Source organism: Streptomyces sp. NPDC107528, from assembly GCF_055639295.1.
Genome location: NZ_JBVKAV010000008.1, coordinates 434,589 through 454,240, shown reverse-complemented (window position 1 = coordinate 454,240; position 19,652 = coordinate 434,589). Strand labels below are relative to the sequence as shown.

Sequence of the window (19,652 nt, the reverse complement as noted above, 5' to 3'; positions counted from 1 at the left end):
CGCTCACGCCGACAACGGACGTTGCACCCGGATGGATTGCAGCAACCCCACCGCCACCCACACCGCGAACATCGACGACCCTCCGTACGACACGAACGGCAGCGGCAGACCGGTCACCGGCATGATCCCCAGCGTCATCCCGACGTTCTCGAACGCCTGGAAGGCGAACCACGCCACGATCCCCGCCGCGACGATCGTCCCGTACAGCTCGGTGGTCTCACGGGCGATACGGCAGGCCCGCCACAGGATCACGCCGAGGAGGAGAAGGATCAGACCGCCGCCGAGGAAGCCCAACTCCTCCCCCGCCACGGTGAACACGAAGTCGGTCTGCTGCTCCGGCACGAACTGGCCGGTCGTCTGCGAGCCGTGGAACAGCCCGGAGCCCGTGAGCCCGCCGGAACCGATCGCGATGCGCGCCTGGTTGGTGTTGTACCCGACGCCCGCCGGATCGAGCTCCGGGTTGGCGAAGGCCGCGAAGCGGGCGATCTGGTAGTCGTCCAGGACGCCCAGCTGCCAGACCGCGATCGCTCCCATGGTGCCCGCGCCAATCAGCCCGAAGACCCAGCGGTTGGAGGCGCCGGACGCGAGCAGCACGCCCAGCACGATCACCACCATCACCATGACCGACCCGAGGTCGGGCATGAGCAGCACGATCAGCATCGGCACCGCGGCCAGGCCCAGCGCCTGCACGACCGTGCGGTGGTCCGGGTACTGCTTGTCCCCCGCGTCCACTCTCGTCGCCAGCAGCATCGCCATGCCCAGGATGATCGTGACCTTCACGAACTCCGAGGGCTGGAGCGAGAAGCCGCCGGGGAGCTTGATCCAGGAGTGGGCGCCGTTGATCGTGGAGCCGAGCGGGGTGAGCACCAGGAGGATCAGGAACACCGAGACGCCGTACAGGATCGGCACGGCCGTGCGCAGGGTGCGGTGCCCCAGCCAGACGGTCCCGATCATCAGCGCGATCCCGATGCCGGTGTTCAGGATGTGCCGGATCAGGAAGTAGTACTGGTCGCCCTGGTTGAGCTCGGTGCGGTTGCGTGTCGCCGAGAAGACGAGGATCGAGCCGATCAGCGACAGGGCGATCGCCGCCAGCAGTATCGGCCAGTCCAGTCGGCGGGCGAGCGAGTCGCGGGCGAACAGGCGGGTCCAGCCCGCCCGTTCCGGCCCGTACCCCGAGACCTGGAAACTGTTGGCGCCGGTCATGTGAGCATCCTCCGGCTTCCGCGCCCGCGGCCCCTGCGTCGTCCGCGCCGGGTGTCCCGGTTCTCGGTCGTCGGCGGCGCGACCGTCCCGGCGGGTTGCTGCTCGTCCGACTCGGCCTCGCCCTTCTGGCCGGCCCGCTGCTCCTTGGCCGGGTCCTTGGAGACCTTCGGCGAGGCGATGGTGCCGTCGGTGCGGACCTTCGGCAGGTTCTTCTCCGGGGTGGGCAGCAGCGCGTTCTTCTTGTTGATCGCGCCGTCGTCGGCGACGCCGTACAGCGCGTCGTAGATGTTGCGCACGGCCGGACCCGAGGCGCCGGAACCCGTACCACCCTGGGAGATCGTCATGACGACCGAGTAGTCCTTGGTGTACGTCGCGAACCACGAGGTCGTCTGCTTGCCGTAGACCTCGGCGGTACCGGTCTTGGCGTGCATCGGGATCTTGTCCTGCGGCCAGCCGACGTCCGCGAACCGCCAGGCGGCGGTGCCGCGGGTGGCGACGCCGGCGAGGGCGTCGTCCATCGCAGCCAGCGTCTGCTTGCTTATGGGCAGCTTGCCGTGCGACTTGGGCTTGATCTCCTCGACGGTCTTGCCGTCGGGGCTGACGACGGCCTTGCCGACCGTGGGGTCGTAGAGGGTCCCGCCGTTGGAGATGGCCGAGTAGATGGTCGCCATCTGGATGGGGGTGACGAGGGTGTCGCCCTGTCCGATGGAGTAGTTGACGGAGTCACCCGCGCGCAGCCGGTTGCCTTCGAGGCAGTTCTCGTAGGCGATCTTCTCGGCGTAGCTGCCGTCCCGCTTGCCGTACTTGCACCAGGCGTCCTTGTTGGCCTTCCAGTAGTCCTGCTTCCACTGGCGGTCGGGGATGCGGCCGGTGACCTCGTTGGGGAGGTCGATACCGGTCTCCGCGCCGAGGCCGAACTGGTGGGCGGTCTTGTAGAACCAGTCCTCCGCGTTCTTCTTCGGCTTGGTGCCGCCGTCACGCTTCCACTCCTCGTGGGAGAGGCGGTAGAAGACGGTGTCGCAGGAGACCTCCAAGGCGCGGCCGAGGCTGATCGGGCCGTACCCCTTGGACTCGAAGTTCTTGAAGACCTGGCCGCCGATCGAGTACGAGCTGGAGCATTGGTACGGGCCGTCGAAGGAGTAGCCCGCGTTGACCGCGGCGGCCGTCGGGACGACCTTGAAGATGGAGCCGGGGGCCGACTGGCCCTGGATCGCCCGGTTGAGCAGCGGGTAGTTGGAGGACTTGCCCGTCAGCGTTCTGTAGTCCTTGGCCGAGATGCCGCCCACCCAGGCGTTCGGGTCGTACGACGGGTTGGACGCCATGGCGACGACGCGGCCGGTCTTGGCCTCCATCACCACGACGGCGCCCGAGTCGGCCTTGTACGGCTCGTTGGTGTTGCGGTCCCACTCCTTGCGGGCTTGCTTCATCGCCTCGTTCAGCTCGTACTCGGCGACTCGCTGCACGCGGGCGTCGATGCTGGTCACGAGGTTGGCCCCGGGCTGGGCGGCGTCCGCCTCGGCTTCGCCGATGACGCGGCCGAGGTTGTCGACCTCGTAGCGGGTGACGCCGGCCTTGCCGCGCAGCTGCTTGTCGTACTCCCGCTCCAGGCCGGAGCGGCCGACCTGGTCGGAGCGCAGATACGGCGAGTCGGTGTCCTGGGCCTGCTGGAGCTCCTCGTCGGTGACCGGGGAGAGATAGCCGAGGACCTGGGCGGTGTTGGAATTGCCGGGACTCGGGTACCGGCGCAGGGCCTGCGGCTCGGCGGTGATGCCGGGGAAGTCCTCGGCGCGCTCCCGGATCTGCAGGGCCTGCTTGGGGGTGGCCTCGTCGGTGATGGGGATGGGCTGGTACGGCGAGCCGTTCCAGCAGGGCTGTGGGGTCTCGGCGTCACAGAGCCGGACCTTGCCCATCACGTCCTCGGGCTTCATGCCGAGCACTCCGGCCAGCTTGGCCAGGACGCCCTTGCCGTCGTCCTTCATCTTCAGCAGGTCGGTACGGGAGGCGGAGACCACCAGCCGTGTCTCGTTGTCCGCGAGCGGCACGCCGCGCGCGTCCAGGATCGAGCCGCGCACTGCAGGATCCACGACCTGCTGGACGTGGTTGCCGGACGCCTCCTTGGCATACGCGTCGCCCTCGCGGATCTGCAGGTACCACAGGCGCCCGCCGAGGGTGCCCAGGAGGGAGAGGACGAGGATCTGGATGACGACGAGCCGGATCTGGACGCGTGGCGTCCGGCCGGTCTCGGGGATGTTGCTCACTGCGGCTGCCTCCCCCTCTCAGTGCGAGTACGAGTGCGGATACGACTGTGTGTCTACGACTCTTCGTACGACCGTGTGCACGACGCCGCCTACGACCGCGTGTACGAGTGATGAACGTCCGGCCCGCGCGGCCCGGTTCCTCCCGGACTCACCCGTCCGGGTGAACTCCCCTGTCCTCACAGCCGCTTGACCCCCTTGATGCGCCCGGCGCGCGCCGTCCGCGCCCGCACCGCCTTCACCTTCAGCCCGCCCTTGAGGCCGCCCTTCAGGCCCCCCATCCCGCCGCGCTGGCCGCCGATGCGCAGGCCGGTGCCGCCGGAGAGCCAGCCGGTGGAGATGTCGGCCTTCTTCGCCTGGGACTTGGTGTCGGCGAGCGGGTCGTTCTCCGCACGCCTGGCCAGCGCCATGATCCCCGGGACGACGAACGGGGCGAGCAGCAGGTCGTACAGCGCGGCCGTGAAGAGCAGACTGCCGAGGCCGACGTGGCGGGCCGCGGTGTCCCCGACGAGGGCGCCGACACCGGCGTACAGCAGGGTCGTGCCGATCGCGGCGACGACCACGACGACCATCGGCCCGGTGGCCGACTTGAGCCGGCCGTTGTCCGGCTTGATGAGCCCGGCGAGATAGCCGATGACGCACAGCACCAGCGCATAGCGGCCGGCGGCGTGGTCGGCGGGCGGGACGAGGTCGGCGAGCAGACCGGCGCCGAAGCCGACGAGGGCGCCGCCGACATGGCCGTAGACCATGGCGAGGCCCAGGACGGTGAGCAGCAGCAGATCGGGGACGGCGCCCGGGAGATGGAGGCGGGCCAGGACGCTGACCTGGATCACCAGGGCGACGACGACCAGGGAGGAGGAGAGCAGGACTCGGTTGACGCGCATCTGGCTTCAGCTCCTACTGCTCTTGCTCGTACACGTCTTGCTCGTACTGGTTCCGGCCGTCGGCCGGAGGCGGATCCTGGCCGTCGGCCTGCGGCTGGTTCTGGCCGTCGGCCGGGTCCTCGGCGCCCGGCGTGACGGTGACCGTCACGGTCGGCGTGGGGGTCGGCTCGGGCTTGTCTGGAAGCACCGTGTCGCGCGGGTCCTTCGCGGGGGCCTGGACGACGACGCCGACGATGTCGAGCTTGCTGAACCCGACGTACGGCGTGACGTACAGGGTGCGGGTCAGGTTGCCCCCGGACGGATCGACGCGGGAGACGACGCCGACGGGGACACCGGGCACGAACGGCTTGTCGGCCTGCGAGCCGAACGTGACGAGCCGGTCGCCCTTCTTCACCTCGGCCTTGCCGTTGAGGAGTTCGACGCGCAGCGGACGGTCGCCCTGGCCGGAGGCGAAGCCGAGTTCGTCGCTGGCCTCCATGCGGGTGCCGACGGTGAAGTCGGGGTCGTTGGCGAGGAGCACGGTCGCGGTGTTCGGACCGACGGTGGTGACGCGCCCGACCAGCCCGTCCCCGTTCAGGACGGTCATGTCGCGCTGGATGCCGTCGTTCACGCCGACGTCGATGGTGATCGTCCAGGAGAAGCCCTGGGCCGCTCCTATCGCGATGACCTGCGCCCCCTTGATGCCGTACTGGCCGGCGCCCGCGACCTTCAGCACCTTGTCCAGCTGCTTCAGACGGCTGCGGTTACGGTCGTCGCTGCCGAGCTTGGCCTTGAGGGCGGCGTTCTCCTGCTCCAGCCGGGCGAGCCGGTCGTGGCGCTCGCCGGAGTCGCGGATCGCGGCGACCGCGTTGCCGACCGGGTTCACCGCGGCCGACACGCCGTCCTCGATCGGGCCGAAGACCGTGGCAGCGGCATGGCGGGCACCGTCGACCGGCGAATCCTCACCACCGCGGATGTCCACCGTGATCAGCGCGAACGCGATGGCGATCAGCAGCACCAGGAGCAGCCGGCTCTCTCGTGTGTCCCTCACGTGCGGCGGCCGTGCCCTTCCTCAGTAGGAATTCGGGAAACCTCGGGTAAACCCGAGGGGCTCTGTATGCGGAGTTGGCTACGAACTTGTAAGCGGAGCTTGTATGCGGGGCTTGCGTGCGGCGCTTCTCTGCGAAGTGCCGAAGTTCGAAGGGTCGAGGTTTCGACCCTCTTCAGGGAGCTTATGCCTCTATATCAACGATCCGCCGTACGAGAGGAGATCATCCCGTACGGCGGAATCGAAGAGTTACGTCATCTGCGCGGCTGGGCGTCCAGCACCTGCTGCAACGCCTCGAACTCCTCGACGCACTTGCCGGAGCCGAGCGCCACGCTGTCCAGCGGGTCCTCGGCGATGTGGATCGGCATGCCGGTCTCGCGGCGCAACCGCTCGTCGAGGCCGCGCAGCAGCGCGCCGCCGCCGGTCAGAACGATTCCTCGGTCCATGATGTCGCCGGACAGCTCCGGCGGGCACTTGTCGAGGGTCGTCTTCACGGCGTCCACGATCGCGTTGACCGGTTCCTCGATGGCCTTGCGTACCTCGGCCGCTGAGATGACGACGGTCTTCGGCAGCCCGGAGACCAGGTCCCGGCCGCGGATTTCGGTGTGCTCGTCAGCGTCGAGGTCGTACGCCGAACCGATCGTGATCTTGATCTGCTCGGCCGTCCGCTCACCCAGCAGAAGGGAGTACTCCTTCTTGATGTGCTGGATGATCGCGTTGTCCAGTTCGTCGCCCGCGACGCGAATGGACTGGGCGGTGACGATGCCGCCGAGGGAGATGACCGCGACCTCCGTGGTGCCGCCGCCGATGTCGACCACCATGTTGCCCGTGGCCTCGTGGACCGGCAGGCCGGAACCGATGGCCGCGGCCATGGGCTCCTCGATGATGTGCACCTGGCGGGCGCCGGCCTGGGACGACGCCTCGATGACGGCGCGGCGCTCGACGCCCGTGATGCCGGAGGGCACACAGACGACGACCCGCGGACGAGCCAGATACCGCCGCTTGTGGATCTTCAGGATGAAGTAGCGGAGCATCCGCTCGGTGATCTCGAAGTCGGCGATGACGCCGTCCTTCAGCGGACGCACGGCAACGATGTTGCCGGGCGTGCGCCCGATCATCTTCTTCGCTTCGGCGCCGACCGCGAGAATGCCACCGGTGTTGGTGTTGATCGCGACGACGGACGGCTCGTTGAGTACGATCCCGCGACCCCTGACGTACACCAGCGTGTTGGCGGTCCCGAGGTCGACAGCCATGTCACGGCCGATGAACGACATTGAGTTCCCCATCAGGATTCGTCTGGCCTTCCTGGGAGCTTTTGATGGCTTTTCAGGTCGGCGAAGTGGGTGCTGTGACGTGAAGGCTTCTATCGTAGACGCGCCTTCGCGAACACTGCGGGAGGGTCTTCGCCATTGTCAGCAGACGGCGAGTCGCCTCGCTTGTGGAGACGGGCCATCGGAGGCACTCGTTCCCTCGATCGCCACGCATATGCCGCTGGGCGGCCGGGTTTCTTCGACCGTCCCAGTTCGGGCCGGGTGTAGGGGTCAGGCGCGGCCCGGGAAGAAGATCTTCACCTCGCGCTCCGCGGACTCCTCGGAGTCGGAGGCGTGGATGAGGTTCTCGCGGACGATCACGCCGAAGTCACCGCGGATGGAGCCGGGCGCCGCGGCGATCGGGTCGGTCGGACCGGCCAGCGCGCGCAGCCCCTCGATGACCCGCTCACCCTCGACGATCAGGGCCACGACCGGGCCGGACGCCATGAACTCCACCAGCGGCTCGTAGAAGGGCTTGCCCTTGTGCTCGCCGTAGTGCTGCTCCAGGGTCTCCTGGTCCAGGGTGCGCAGCTCCAGCGCGGTGATCTGCCAGCCGGCCTTGCGCTCGATCCGGCTGATGATCTCGCCGGTCAGGCCACGGCGGACTGCGTCGGGCTTGAGCAGGACGAGGGTGCGCTGGGTCACGACGAGCTCCTTATTACCTACAGGTGTGCGGTGGGACGAGGTTACAGGGCTGAGCTGGGCGCTCGTCACGGAGTGTCAGCTTGTGCAGGTCGCCGGCCCCGGGGGCTGCCCCCCAGGGCTCCGATCGGCCTCGACGGCCTCGTCCTCAGGCTCCGGAAGGGCTGGTTTTGTCCCCTTGCGCCGCAAAGCGCGCCTTCGCCTCGTCGACCTTTCGGCCGTAGTGCACCGACGCCCACCACAGCGCCGCGAACACCGCGCCCAGGAAGAACATCGTCGGGACGATGAAGCCGGAGGCGATGAGGGCGATCTGCAGGGCCCAGCCGAGGGCGACGCCGCCGGGGCGGGTCACCAGGCCGCACAGCAGCAGGCACAGGAACATCGCGATCCCGCTGACCGTCCACACCGTCGACATGGACAGGTCGGGATCCTTCATGGCGACCAGACCGGCGAAGCCGATGACGAAGAACTCGCCGATCAGAGTCGAGGAACAGAGCGTACGCATCTTCGAAACTCAGCCCTTCCCCAGCAGCAGCCGGGCCTCGCCGACCGTGATGACGGACCCGGTGACGAGCACGCCGCCGCCCGCGAACTCGCCCTCCTCCTCGGCCAGCGTGATCGCGGCCTCCAGGGCGTCCGGCAGCCGCGGCTCGACCTGCACGCGCTCGTCGCCGAACACCTCGACGGCGATGGCGGCGAGTTCGTCGGCGTCCATGGCGCGGTGGGAGGAGTTCTGGGTGACGACGACCTCGGCGAAGATCGGCTCGAAGGCCTCCAGCAGCCCCCGCACGTTCTTGTCGCCGCTCGCGCCGACGACTCCGATCAGCCGGCTGAAGTCGAAGGCCTCCCCGATCGCCTCGGCGATCGCCCGCGCGCCCGCCGGGTTGTGGGCGGCGTCGAGCACGACGGTCGGCGAGCGCCGTACGACCTCCATGCGGCCCGGAGAGGAGACGGCCGCGAACGCCTTGCGGACGGTGTCGATGTCCAGGGGCTCGGCCCGCGCGGCGCCGACGCCGAAGAACGCCTCCACGGCGGCGAGGGCGACGGCGGCATTGTGCGCCTGGTGCGCGCCGTGCAGCGGCAGATACACCTCGGTGTACTCACCGCCCAGCCCGCGCAGGGTCGCCAACTGCCCGCCGACGGCGACCTGACGCGACACAACCCCGAACTCCAGGCCCTCGCGCGCGACGGTGGCGTCGACCTCCACGGCCTTCTTCAGCAGCACCTGCGCCGCGTCCACCGGCTGCTGGGCCATGATCACGGTGGCGTCCTGCTTGATGATCCCGGCCTTCTCGCCGGCGATCTCGCCCGGAGTGCTGCCGAGCCGGTCGGTGTGGTCGAGGTCTATGGGGGTCACGACGGCGACATCACCGTCGATGACGTTCGTGGCGTCCCAGGAGCCGCCCATGCCCACTTCCACGACGGCGACATCGACGGGCGCGTCGGCGAAGGCGGCGTACGCCATGCCCGTCAGCACCTCGAAGAAGGACAGCCGGTACTCCTGCTGCGCGTCGACCATCTCGATGTACGGCCGGATGTCCTGGTACGTCTCGATGAACCGCTCGGCCGAGATCGGCGCCCCGTCGAGGCTGATCCGCTCGGTGATCGACTGGACGTGCGGGGAGGTGTAGCGGCCGGTGCGCAGCTCGAAGGCACCGAGGAGGGCCTCGATCATGCGGGCCGTCGACGTCTTGCCGTTGGTGCCGGTGATGTGAATGGAGGGGTACGCCCGCTGCGGCTCGCCCAGCACGTCCATGAGCGCGGCGATCCGGGTGACGGACGGCTCCAGCTTGGTCTCGCCCCAGCGGGTGGCGAGCTCCGCCTCGACCTCGCGCAGCGCCTTGTCGACCTCGGGGTCCTCGGGGCGTGCGGGCACGTCGGCGCTGGGCGGGCCGCCCTGGGTGCGCAGGGTGCGGCTGCCGGCCTCGATGACCGCGAGATCCGGGTCGCGGTCGGTCTCGGCCGCGATGATCTCTTCGAAGGGGTCGAGGGGGTCGGGCTCGTTCTGGTCGCTCACGGGGCCAGTCTACGGAGGGGGACTGACAGGGCGCCCACCCAGTGGCGTGTCCTGGGTCGGCGGGCGGCTGCTGGTCCATTGTGGCTGGTCACGCCCACGCGGCGGAGCCACATCGGTACAGCCTCACGCCGCTGAGGTACGCGCAGGCCCCCGGCGCCTGACAGCACCGGGGGCCTCATGGCCGTAGCACCGACTACGCCTGCGGCAGGCGGTCCAGCTGTGCGGCGATCCGTGCGATGTCCTCTTCCGCCTTCGCCAGCCGGCCGCGGATCTTCTCCACGACGTTGTCCGGCGCCTTCGCGAGGAACGCCTCGTTGCCGAGCTTGGCGTTCGCCTGGGCCTTCTCCTTCTCGGCCGCCGCGAGGTCCTTGGCCAGTCGCTTGCGCTCGGCCGCGACGTCGATCACGCCGGAGAGGTCGAGGGCGACCTCGGCGCCCGCCACCGGCAGGGTCGCCGTGGCCGTGAAGGACTCGCCCTCCGGCTGGAGGCGCAGCAGCTGGCGGATGGCCGGCTCGTGCGGGGCGAGGGCCGTGCCGTCCAGGCTCAGGCGGGCCGGGACGCGCTGGCCCGGCTGCAGGCCCTGGTCGGCGCGGAAGCGGCGGACCTCGGTGGTGACCTGCTGGAGAACGGCGATCTCCTGCTCGGCCGCCGTGTCACGGAAGCCGCTGTCCTTCGGCCACTCGGCGATCACGATCGACTCGCCGCCCGTCAGCGTCGTCCACAGCGTCTCCGTGACGAACGGGACCACCGGGTGCAGCAGCTTGAGGGTGACGTCGAGGACCTCACCGAGGACGCGCTTGGAGACCTCGGCCGGCTCGCCGCCCGCCTGGAACGTGGTCTTGGACAGCTCGACGTACCAGTCGAAGACCTCGTCCCACGCGAAGTGGAAGAGCGCGTCGGACAGCTTCGCGAACTGGAAGTCCTCGTAGAACGCGTCGACTTCGGCGACGACGGAGTTCAGGCGGGACAGGATCCAGCGGTCCGTCGACGACATCGCCGACGGCTCCGGCAGCGGGCCGTCGACCGTGGCGCCGTTCATCAGCGCGAAGCGCGTCGCGTTCCAGATCTTGTTGGCGAAGTTCCGGGAGCCCTGGACCCAGTCCTCGCCGATCGGGACGTCGACGCCCGGGTTGGCACCGCGCGCGAGGGTGAAGCGGAGCGCGTCGCTGCCGTACTTGTCCATCCAGTCCAGCGGGTTGACCGCGTTGCCGAAGGACTTCGACATCTTCTTGCCGAACTGGTCGCGGACCATGCCGTGCAGGGCGATGGTGTGGAACGGCGGGGTGCCGTCCATCGCGTACAGGCCGAACATCATCATCCGGGCGACCCAGAAGAAGAGGATGTCGTAGCCGGTGACCAGGACGGAGTTCGGGTAGAATTTCGCGAGCGACTCGGTCTGTTCGGGCCAGCCGAGCGTGGAGAAGGGCCACAGGCCGGAGGAGAACCAGGTGTCGAGGACGTCGGTGTCCTGGTGCCAGCCCTCGCCGGTCGGGACCTCGTCGTCGGGGCCGACGCAGACGACTTCACCCTCCGGGCCGTACCAGACCGGAATCCGGTGACCCCACCACAACTGCCGCGAGATGCACCAGTCATGGAGGTTGTCGACCCAGTCGAAGTACCGCTTCTCCATCTCCTGCGGGTGGATCTTGACCTTGCCGTCGCGGACCGCGTCACCGGCGGCCTTGGCGAGCGGGCCGACCTTGACCCACCACTGCATGGACAGGCGCGGCTCGATGGTGGTCTTGCAGCGCGAGCAGTGGCCGACGGAGTGGACGTACGGCCGCTTCTCGGCGACGATCCGGCCCTCGGCGCGCAGCGCGGCGACGATGGCCGAGCGGGCCTCCAGACGGTCCAGGCCCTGGAACGGGCCGTGGGCCGTGATGACGGCGTGCTCGTCCATCACCGTGAGGGACGGCAGGCCGTGGCGCTGGCCGATCTCGAAGTCGTTCGGGTCGTGGGCCGGGGTGACCTTGACGGCTCCGGTGCCGAACTCGGGGTCGACGTGCTCGTCGGCGACGACGGGGATACGGCGGCCGGTGAGCGGCAGCTCGATGTCGCGGCCGACGAGGTGGCGGTAGCGCTCGTCATCGGGGTGGACGGCGACCGCGGTGTCGCCGAGCATCGTCTCGGCGCGGGTCGTGGCCACGACGATGGCGTCGTCGCCGTCGCCGTACCGGATGGAGACGAGCTCGCCGTCGTCGTCCTGGTACTCGACCTCGATGTCCGAGATGGCCGTCAGACAGCGCGGGCACCAGTTGATGATGCGCTCGGCGCGGTAGATCAGCTCGTCGTCGTAGAGGCGCTTGAAGATGGTCTGGACGGCCTGGGACAGCCCCTCGTCCATGGTGAAGCGCTCGCGCGACCAGGCGACGCCGTCGCCGAGGCGCCGCATCTGCCCGCTGATCTGCCCGCCGGACTCGCCCTTCCACTGCCAGACGCGCTCGACGAACGCCTCACGCCCGAGGTCGTGCCGGGACTTGCCTTCCTTCCCCAGCTCCCGCTCGACGACGTTCTGCGTGGCGATACCGGCGTGGTCCATGCCCGGCTGCCACAGCGTCTCGTAACCCTGCATGCGCTTACGACGCGTCAGGGCGTCGATGAGGGTGTGCTCGAAGGCGTGCCCGAGGTGCAGGCTGCCGGTGACGTTCGGCGGCGGGATGACGACGGTGAACGGCGGCTTGTCGCTCTTCGCGTCCGCCTCGAAGTAACCGCGCTCTACCCAGCGCTCGTACAGCGGCCCCTCTACATCGGCCGGCGCGTACTGGGTCGGCAGTTCGGTGTCGGGCGCTGGTGGCTGCTGCTGAGCGTTCTCGGTCACCCGCTCAGTTTAGGGGTGTCGCGGGCGTGTCCCGAAACGCGTTTGTTCTGTAACGGTGGGCACCCCGATGCCATGCGTTGCCTGAGTCTGGGCCAGGATGTCAGGAACACATAAGCATCTGGAGGGGAACCCAGAAATGAGCTACAACCAGCCGGGCCCGTACGGCGGGCAGCCCCAGCAGCCCGGTCCGTACGGCCAGCCGCAGCAGCCCGGCCCGTACGGCCAGCCGCCGCAGGCGCCCCAGCCCGGCTACGGCTACCCCCAGCAGGCCCCGCCGGCCCAGCCCCAGCCCGGTTACGGCTACCCGCAGCAGCCCCCGGGCGTCCCGCCCCAGCAGCCGAACCCCTACGGCCAGCAGCCCCAGTACGGCCAGCAGCAGCAGTACGGCATGCCCCAGCCCCCGGCCCCGGGCGGCGGCGGCAAGAAGGCGGGCCTGATCATCGGCGCCGTGGCCGTCGTGGTCGCGATCGGCGTGGGGGCGTACTTCGTGCTGGGGGGCAGCGGCGGCGCGGGGGGTGTGGAGGACGACGGCGCACACAAGCTGGCTACGCCGGCGACGGTGCTCAGTGAGTACAAGCGGGTCGGTGGAAGCAACCAGTCCTCCGACGCCGACGATGTGAAGGACATGGAGAAGAGCGGCGTCAAGAACGGGACGGTCGTCGTCGGGAGTTGGTCCACCGCCGACCTCAGCAACTACGACCCGCAGGACCCCTCCACCCTGCCCAGCCAGGCGGAGCTGCTCACCGCCAAGGGAGTCACGTTGGTGGGCGGTTACGGAGAGATCGCGGACCCCCAGTCGACCCTGGACAAGTTCTTCGCCTCCATCCAGAAGGAGGTCAAGGAGAGCTCTTCGGATGACTCGCCCACCATGCGGAACGCCGAGCTGGTGGGCGAGCCCGAGGAGGTCGAGATCGACGGCGCCGTCGCCAAGTGCCAGTCGACCAAGTCCACCAACGCACTCACCAAGAAGCAGTCCATCGACTGGTTCTGCGCCTGGGCCGACTACAGCACTGTCGCCATGGTCTCGCCCGGTGACAACACCGGCACGGGCGTCGGCAAGGACACCGCGGTCGACCTCACCAGCAAGCTGCGTCAGGAAGTCCGCGAAAAGGCCTGACGCCGCACGCACCACCTACGAAGGGGCCCCGTCTCTCGACCGGGGCCCCTTCGTACGTCTGCGGTGCTGCGGACGGCTACGCCGTCTTCTGCTCCCCCGACCCCCGCCCCCGCGCATCCCGCGGGATCAGCGTCGGGTTCACGTTCGACTGGACGACTTCGGCCGTGATGACGACCCGGGCGACGTCCTTGCGGGACGGCACCTCGTACATCACCGACATCAGGACCTCCTCCATGATGGCGCGCAGGCCGCGCGCGCCGGTCTGGCGGAGGATGGCCTGGTCGGCGATGGCCTCCAGGGCCTCGCGCTCGAAGTCGAGTTCCACGCCGTCGAGTTCGAAGAGGCGCTGGTACTGCTTCACCAGCGCGTTGCGCGGCTCGACGAGGATCTGGAGCAGGGCCTCGCGGTCCAGGTTGTGGACCGAGGTGATGACGGGGAGGCGGCCGATGAACTCGGGGATCATGCCGAACTTGACCAGGTCCTCGGGCATGACGTCCTCGAACTGGTCCTTGGCCTCCAGCTCCCGCTTGGAGCGGATCGTCGCGCCGAAGCCGATGCCCTTGGCGCCGGCCCGGGACTCGATGATCTTCTCGAGGCCCGCGAACGCGCCGCCCACGATGAACAGGACGTTCGTCGTGTCGATCTGGATGAACTCCTGGTGCGGGTGCTTGCGGCCGCCCTGCGGCGGGACCGAGGCCGTCGTGCCCTCCAGGATCTTCAGCAAGGCCTGCTGGACGCCCTCGCCGGACACATCGCGCGTGATCGAGGGGTTTTCGCTCTTCCGGGCGACCTTGTCGATCTCGTCGATGTAGATGATCCCGGTCTCGGCCTTCTTGACGTCGTAGTCCGCCGCCTGGATCAGCTTCAGCAGGATGTTCTCGACGTCCTCGCCGACATACCCGGCCTCCGTCAGCGCGGTCGCGTCCGCGATGGCGAACGGAACGTTCAGCATGCGGGCCAGGGTCTGGGCGAGCAGCGTCTTGCCGGAGCCCGTGGGGCCCAGCAGCAGGATGTTGGACTTCGCCAACTCGATGGCGTCCTCGCGGCTTTGACCGCCGCCGTTCTCGCCGGCTTGCACGCGCTTGTAGTGGTTGTAGACGGCGACGGAGAGCGCCTTCTTGGCTGCTTCCTGGCCGACCACGTAGCCCTCGAGGAACTCGTAGATCTCGCGTGGCTTGGGCAGTTCCTCCCAGCGGACCTCACTGGTCTCCGCGAGCTCTTCCTCGATGATCTCGTTGCAGAGATCGATGCACTCGTCGCAGATGTACACACCAGGGCCTGCGATGAGCTTCTTGACCTGCTTCTGGCTCTTGCCACAGAACGAGCACTTGAGCAGATCGCCGCCGTCACCGATGCGTGCCACGGTGTGCTTCCCCTTCGCCTGGGAGACGACTGGACGTTTTCGAATCCAGCGGCTCCTGGTGCTGCCTTATGTCGACGGTACCTTGCTTGGCCCCCCGTTCGGGCCCCCCTTGGCGCGGTTCACTTTGACGTGCACCGTCCCAAACCGTGCCAAGGGGCAGCAGACACTACCGGGTCCGCGTCAGCGAACGTCGGCGTTGTTCATCTTCCGGGTGGAGATGATCTGGTCGATCAGCCCGTACGACAGCGCGTCCTCGGCCGTGAGGATCTTGTCGCGCTCGATGTCCTCGCGAATCTTCTCGATCGGCGTGGTGGAGTGCTTGGCCAGCATCTCCTCCAGCTGCGAGCGCATCCGCAGGATCTCGTTCGCGGCGATCTCCAGGTCGGAGACCTGACCGCGGCCGGTCTCGCTGTACGGCTGGTGGATCAGCACACGGGCGTTCGGCAGCGCCATGCGCTTGCCGGGCGTGCCGGCGGCCAGCAGCACGGCCGCGGCGGAGGCCGCCTGGCCCATGCAGACCGTCTGGACGTCCGGCTTCACGAACTGCATCGTGTCGTAGATGGCCGTGAGCGCGGTGAAGGAGCCGCCGGGGCTGTTGATGTAGACCGAGATGTCCCGGTCGGGGTCCATCGACTCCAGGCACAGCAGCTGCGCCATGACGTCGTTGGCGGAGGCGTCGTCGATCTGCACGCCGAGGAAGATCACGCGCTCCTCGAAGAGCTTCGCGTACGGGTCGTACTCGCGGATGCCCTGCGAGGTGCGCTCCACGAACCGCGGGATGACGTAGCGGGACTCGGCGGCGGGACCCGTGTACTCGGCGCGCGTGCGGTCGTACAGGCCGCTGCCGGGGAAGTCGTTCACTGTCTGTCTCCTAGGAGCTGTGGCGGTCGGCTGAGGGGCTTGCTGGGGCCTCTTCGGTCCCACGGGGCGGTCAGGCCCCGGTGCCGCCGCCGCCCGGGATGCCGGCAGCTGTGGTGATGACGTCGTCGATGAGGCCGTACGCCTTGGCCTCCTCGGGGTCGAACCAGCGGTCTCGGTCCGAATCACGGGTGACCTGCTCGACCGACTGGCCGGTGTGCTGGGCCGTGAGCTCGGCCATGCGCTTCTTGGTGTGCAGCAGCCGCTCGGCGTGGATCTTGATGTCCGACGCCGAACCGGCGAGGCCGGCGGAAGGCTGGTGGATCAGGATCTCGGCGTTCGGGAGGGCGAACCGCTTGCCCGGGGTGCCCGCGCTGAGCAGGAACTGCCCCATGGAGGCGGCGAGGCCCATGGCGATGGTCATCACGTCGTTCTTGATGAACTGCATGGTGTCGTAGATCGCCATGCCGGCCGTGATCGAGCCGCCCGGGCTGTTGATGTAGAGGTTGATGTCCTTGTCGGGGTCCGCGGCGGCAAGGAGCAGCAGCTGTGCGGTGATCTTGTTCGCGATGTCGTCGTCGACCGGCTGGCCGAGGAAGATGATCCGCTCGTTGAGCAGCCGGTTGTAGACCTGGTCGCCGAGGCCACCACCGATTGAAGGCTCGCCGGCGGCTGAGGGCATCAGATTCGTCACGTATCCACCTGCTCGTCTTGCGACGGCGCCGGGCCGTCTCACGTTTCCCTGCGGGCTGGAGCCATTTCGGGGACTCCCCTGCCCTCGTATTCATGGACCCTAACGCGCGGCACCTGCGGCGCAATCCCGGTTCCAGGGGTGTTCGCTGTGAGCGCATGCCTGCGCTGCGTGGGCGGGCCCGGCGCCCCGGAAGGGCACCTTCCCACCGTACGTCGAAGGGCCCTGGGGTGTTGTGCTCCCCCAGGGCCCTCCGTACGGCCTACAAAGTGCCGTGGGCTCAGCCCTCGGACTTCTCCTCGTCGGCGGCGTCGGCGGTGCCCTCGGCGACCTCCACCGTCTCCGTGGCCTGCTCGGTCTCGTCCTCGTCGTCCAGGTCGATGACCTCGCCGTTGGTGTCCTTGACCACGGCCTTCTCGACGACGACGGCCAGGGCCTTGCCGCGGGCGACCTCGCCGACCAGGAGCGGAACCTGGCCGCCCTCGACGACCGCCTGGGCGAACTGGTCGGGGGACATGCCGGAGGAGGCGGCGCGGCGCATGAGGTGCTCGGTGAGCTCCTCCTGGTTGACGTTCAGCTTCTCCTGCTTGACGAGCTCGTCGAGGACGAACTGCGTCTTGATGCCCTTGACCGCGGCTTCCTTGGTCTCGGCGTCGAACTCCTCGACCGTCTTGCCCTGGATCTCGAGGTACTTCTCGAGGTCGAGACCCATCTGGCCGAGCTGGTGGTGCTCGAGGTTGTGCTTACGGGTGTTGATCTCGTCCTCGAGGAGCTTCTCGGGGACGGGCACCTCGACGAGCTCCAGCAGCTTCTCCAGGACGCGCTCCTGGGCCTGCGTGGCCTGGTCGTACTGCTTCATGTTCTCGAGGCGCTTGCGGCTGTCGGCCTTGAGCTCGTCCAGGGTGTCGAACTCGGAGGCGAGCTGCGCGAACTCGTCGTCCAGCTCGGGCAGTTCGCGGGCGGCGACCTGGGTGACCTTGACGGTGACCTCGGCCTCCTTGCCGGCCGCCGAGCCGCCCTTGAGCTCCGAGGCGAAGGTGGCCTCGGCACCGGCCTCCAGGCCCTTCACGGCGTCGTCGATGCCGTCCAGCAGCTCACCGGAGCCGATGGTGTAGGAGACGCCCTCGGCGACACCGTCCTCCAGGACCTCGTCGTCGACCTTGGCCTGCAGGTCGATCGTGACGACGTCGCCGTCCTCGGCGGCACGCTCGACCGGGGAGGTGGAGGCGAAGCGCTCGCGGAGCTGCTCGACCGACTTCTCGACGTCCTCGTCGGTGACCTCGACGGCGTCGACCTCGACCTCGATGCCGGAGTAGTCCGGGATCTCGATGGTCGGGCGGATGTCGACCTCGGCGGTGAAGTTCAGCGTCTCGCCGTCCTTCAGCTCGGTGATGTCGACCTCGGGCTGGCCCAGGACGTTGAGGTCGGCCTCGTTGACCGCCTCGGTGTAGAACTTCGGCAGCGCGTCGTTGACGGCCTCCTCCAGCACGGCGCCACGGCCGAACCGCTGGTCGATGACGCGCGCCGGGATCTTGCCCTTGCGGAAGCCCTTCACCGTGACCTGCTGGTTGATCTTCTTGTACGCCGCGTCGAGGCTGTCCTTGAGCTCCTCGAAGGGCACCTCGACAGTGAGCCGAACCCGAGTCGGGTTCAGGGTCTCCACGGCGCTCTTCACGGTTCGGTCTCCTTGTGGCTGACTTCTTGGGTTCTGCCGGGACCAGACTGGCCCGGCGGATTTCGCCGCCCGGGAGGACTTCATCAGATGGAGAGACACACGGGCGTGCAGCTTGCATAGTAACGGCAGCGGCGACACGCCCCAAAGGCGATCACTGGACGCGATCACACGAGGTCGTCGCGCATGTGGCCGGTCTTGACCGGTCCTGGTCGGGGTGGCGGGATTTGAACCCACGGCCTTCCGCTCCCAAAGCGGACGCGCTACCAAGCTGCGCCACACCCCGTGCTGGTGCGACACGTAGGGTACATGGCCACAGGCAGCGCGGCCCCCGCATTAACGGGGTGTGCGGCGAGGGGTGCCGACCCGCTACGATGCCTTCTGTGCCGCGGTCACCTGACCTGCGGCGCGTCGCGTGCGGGCGTAGCTCAATGGTAGAGCCCTAGTCTTCCAAACTAGCTACGCGGGTTCGATTCCCGTCGCCCGCTCCATACGACTCAGGGCCAGGTCAGAGGATGTTTCCTCCGCCTGGCCCTGATCGTTTCCGAGGAGCCTGAGGCACGGCCGGGGTCAGAGGTTGCGTACGTCCAGCGTGTAGACCGAACGGATGCCGTACGGCCTTGGACAGCCATACGGTCGAACAGGACGGCCGACGTCACTCTGCGCAAGGTCATCACGTGGTGCGTGCTGCTGCCGATGTCGTCGGGGGTCGCGTCGATGGGGCGCCCCCACGGGTTGCTGACGTCGGCCAGGGCCAACCGGGTCGTCATGACCTCCCGTCGACGACGCGAAGGGCTGCCTCGTAAGGGCTCGGGCTGTCGAAGGGGGCCGTGACCGGTGGCGGCGTAGGCGACGACCGAGCCGAGGAGGAGGGTGTCCGCGGCCGGGCCCACGTCCTGCGGCGAGGAGAACTGTTTCCGGGGACATGAAGGGCGCTGCGCCCTCCTCCACTCCTGGGCGAGCTGCACATTGGCCGGTTTCAGGTCCCGGTGGACCATCCCCGCACGATGGACGTCGCGCAGGGCCTCGGCGAGGCAGACGGCGAGTTCGCGCAACTTCGGCTGCGGCAGGGGGCCGTGGCGGCGGAGGTCGGGTATGCGTCGGCGTACTGCGCGTGCACGACCTTGAGGGCGAGGCGGCGGCCGGTGGCGGAGCGGGGCAGGTGGACCACCCACCTCCGTCGGGTCCGTCTCGCGCAGCGCCATCCCGTACGCCCCCGCTCCGTACCGTTCGACGACCGCGAACGAGGGTACCCGTACTCTTCCGGGCCACCCCTGGGACCCCGGAAGCCGCGCTCACGGACCCTAGAACTGGATCGAGTTGATGGTCTCCGCTATCGAGTTGAGGAACCGCTGGATGTCGTCGGCCATGCCTGTCGAGGCCAGGAAGAAGCCGAACAGCACGGCGACGACGGCGGGGCCGGCCTTCAGGGATCCGCCACGGATCAGCACCACCAAGATGATCGCCAACAGCAACACCACTGACAGCGAAATGGCCACAACAGATCACACCCTCGGTCGGTCCGCTCTCCCGGCCCGGGGATGCGACCCCGCGCACCCCCGCCAGAACCATCGTGCCACCAACCGGGCCTGGCTATGCGGCACGTGACGTTTCGTTCGCCACACCTGTGCCGGATCTGTGCGGGTGCGTCGGACGCGGTCACCTCTCGCGTTGCGCCCGTACAGCAATTCGAGGGAACTCCGGCGGAGAGAATTCGACGGGTTCGTTTCCATCGACACACAACGTGTTCGCCGGCAATTCGAATTATGGATGAGTTGATCATTCCATCGGAGTC

General features: G+C 68.5%; 15 protein-coding genes, 2 tRNA genes and 1 pseudogene. 2 read left to right on the top strand and 16 right to left on the bottom strand.

Features of this window, described 5'->3' with window-relative positions; genetic code table 11:
• Positions 1–3: 3 nt before the first annotated feature.
• The 9 genes from rodA to ACZ7L5_RS26945 form a co-directional block, all read right to left on the bottom strand.
• Positions 4–1,203, bottom strand: a complete 1,200-nt coding sequence (rodA, locus tag ACZ7L5_RS26985) for a rod shape-determining protein RodA (RefSeq protein WP_328881658.1) — start codon at positions 1,201–1,203, stop codon at positions 4–6.
• Positions 1,200–3,461 (bottom strand): penicillin-binding protein 2, encoded by a 2,262-nt coding sequence (mrdA, locus tag ACZ7L5_RS26980; protein ID WP_471519453.1) that lies wholly within the window; start codon positions 3,459–3,461, stop codon positions 1,200–1,202. Before mrdA ends, rodA begins: the two co-directional genes overlap by 4 nt.
• A 176-nt stretch (positions 3,462–3,637) precedes the next feature.
• Complete coding sequence (gene mreD / locus ACZ7L5_RS26975; RefSeq protein WP_328881656.1) at positions 3,638–4,342, bottom strand: rod shape-determining protein MreD; 705 nt, start codon at positions 4,340–4,342, stop codon at positions 3,638–3,640.
• 13 nt (positions 4,343–4,355) lie between these two features.
• Positions 4,356–5,372 (bottom strand): rod shape-determining protein MreC, encoded by a 1,017-nt coding sequence (mreC, locus tag ACZ7L5_RS26970; RefSeq protein WP_471519452.1) that lies wholly within the window; start codon positions 5,370–5,372, stop codon positions 4,356–4,358.
• A 251-nt stretch (positions 5,373–5,623) separates the two neighbouring features.
• On the bottom strand, positions 5,624–6,643 hold the full coding sequence (locus ACZ7L5_RS26965; protein ID WP_004931372.1) for a rod shape-determining protein: 1,020 nt from the start codon (positions 6,641–6,643) through the stop codon (positions 5,624–5,626).
• 267 nt (positions 6,644–6,910) lie between these two features.
• Positions 6,911–7,324, bottom strand: a complete 414-nt coding sequence (ndk, locus tag ACZ7L5_RS26960) for a nucleoside-diphosphate kinase (RefSeq protein ID WP_030052239.1) — start codon at positions 7,322–7,324, stop codon at positions 6,911–6,913.
• A 145-nt stretch (positions 7,325–7,469) separates the two neighbouring features.
• The gene (locus ACZ7L5_RS26955) at positions 7,470–7,826 is read right to left on the bottom strand and encodes a DUF4233 domain-containing protein (RefSeq protein WP_328881654.1); all 357 of its coding nucleotides are present in this window, start codon (positions 7,824–7,826) and stop codon (positions 7,470–7,472) included.
• Positions 7,827–7,835: 9 nt separating this feature from the next.
• Positions 7,836–9,338 (bottom strand): bifunctional tetrahydrofolate synthase/dihydrofolate synthase, encoded by a 1,503-nt coding sequence (folC, locus tag ACZ7L5_RS26950; protein WP_471519450.1) that lies wholly within the window; start codon positions 9,336–9,338, stop codon positions 7,836–7,838.
• A 193-nt stretch (positions 9,339–9,531) separates the two neighbouring features.
• The gene (locus ACZ7L5_RS26945) at positions 9,532–12,156 is read right to left on the bottom strand and encodes a valine--tRNA ligase (protein ID WP_384190765.1); all 2,625 of its coding nucleotides are present in this window, start codon (positions 12,154–12,156) and stop codon (positions 9,532–9,534) included.
• Between the two features lie 136 nt (positions 12,157–12,292).
• Between ACZ7L5_RS26945 and ACZ7L5_RS26940 the strand changes: the two genes are divergently transcribed.
• The gene (locus tag ACZ7L5_RS26940; protein ID WP_471519448.1) at positions 12,293–13,273 is read left to right on the top strand and encodes a hypothetical protein; all 981 of its coding nucleotides are present in this window, start codon (positions 12,293–12,295) and stop codon (positions 13,271–13,273) included.
• 76 nt (positions 13,274–13,349) lie between these two features.
• Here ACZ7L5_RS26940 and clpX read toward each other — a convergent pair whose 3' ends face one another.
• The 5 genes from clpX to ACZ7L5_RS26915 all read right to left on the bottom strand — a co-directional run bounded on the left by clpX (position 13,350) and on the right by ACZ7L5_RS26915 (position 18,143).
• Positions 13,350–14,636: an ATP-dependent Clp protease ATP-binding subunit ClpX gene (clpX, locus tag ACZ7L5_RS26935; RefSeq protein ID WP_383613191.1), complete on the bottom strand. Its 1,287-nt coding sequence runs from the start codon at positions 14,634–14,636 to the stop codon at positions 13,350–13,352.
• A gap of 180 nt (positions 14,637–14,816) precedes the next feature.
• Positions 14,817–15,497 carry an ATP-dependent Clp protease proteolytic subunit gene (locus tag ACZ7L5_RS26930; protein WP_328881649.1) on the bottom strand — a complete coding sequence of 227 codons (681 nt, stop codon included), beginning with the start codon at positions 15,495–15,497 and terminating at the stop codon, positions 14,817–14,819.
• A 70-nt stretch (positions 15,498–15,567) separates the two neighbouring features.
• The gene (locus ACZ7L5_RS26925) at positions 15,568–16,188 is read right to left on the bottom strand and encodes an ATP-dependent Clp protease proteolytic subunit (protein ID WP_328881648.1); all 621 of its coding nucleotides are present in this window, start codon (positions 16,186–16,188) and stop codon (positions 15,568–15,570) included.
• A gap of 277 nt (positions 16,189–16,465) precedes the next feature.
• Complete coding sequence (tig, locus tag ACZ7L5_RS26920; protein WP_471519445.1) at positions 16,466–17,860, bottom strand: trigger factor; 1,395 nt, start codon at positions 17,858–17,860, stop codon at positions 16,466–16,468.
• Between the two features lie 206 nt (positions 17,861–18,066).
• Positions 18,067–18,143 (bottom strand) — tRNA-Pro (locus ACZ7L5_RS26915).
• A 131-nt stretch (positions 18,144–18,274) separates the two neighbouring features.
• Between ACZ7L5_RS26915 and ACZ7L5_RS26910 the strand changes: the two genes are divergently transcribed.
• Positions 18,275–18,348: transfer RNA gene (locus ACZ7L5_RS26910), tRNA-Gly, on the top strand.
• 290 nt (positions 18,349–18,638) lie between these two features.
• Here ACZ7L5_RS26910 and ACZ7L5_RS26905 read toward each other — a convergent pair.
• Positions 18,639–19,028, bottom strand: a pseudogene (locus ACZ7L5_RS26905) (protein kinase family protein); the annotation flags it as partial.
• 133 nt (positions 19,029–19,161) lie between these two features.
• On the bottom strand, positions 19,162–19,356 hold the full coding sequence (locus ACZ7L5_RS26900) for a hypothetical protein (RefSeq protein ID WP_030044846.1): 195 nt from the start codon (positions 19,354–19,356) through the stop codon (positions 19,162–19,164).
• Between the last annotated feature and the right edge of the window lie 296 nt (positions 19,357–19,652).

Coding starts and splice junctions, on each gene's coding strand:
- rodA (WP_328881658.1), bottom strand. CDS start 1,203: ATGACCGGCGCCAACAGTTTCCAGGTCTCGGGGTACGGGCCGGAACGG.
- ACZ7L5_RS26965 (WP_004931372.1), bottom strand. CDS start 6,643: ATGTCGTTCATCGGCCGTGACATGGCTGTCGACCTCGGGACCGCCAAC.
- ACZ7L5_RS26940 (WP_471519448.1), top strand. CDS start 12,293: ATGAGCTACAACCAGCCGGGCCCGTACGGCGGGCAGCCCCAGCAGCCC.
- mreD (WP_328881656.1), bottom strand. CDS start 4,342: ATGCGCGTCAACCGAGTCCTGCTCTCCTCCTCCCTGGTCGTCGTCGCC.
- ACZ7L5_RS26955 (WP_328881654.1), bottom strand. CDS start 7,826: ATGCGTACGCTCTGTTCCTCGACTCTGATCGGCGAGTTCTTCGTCATC.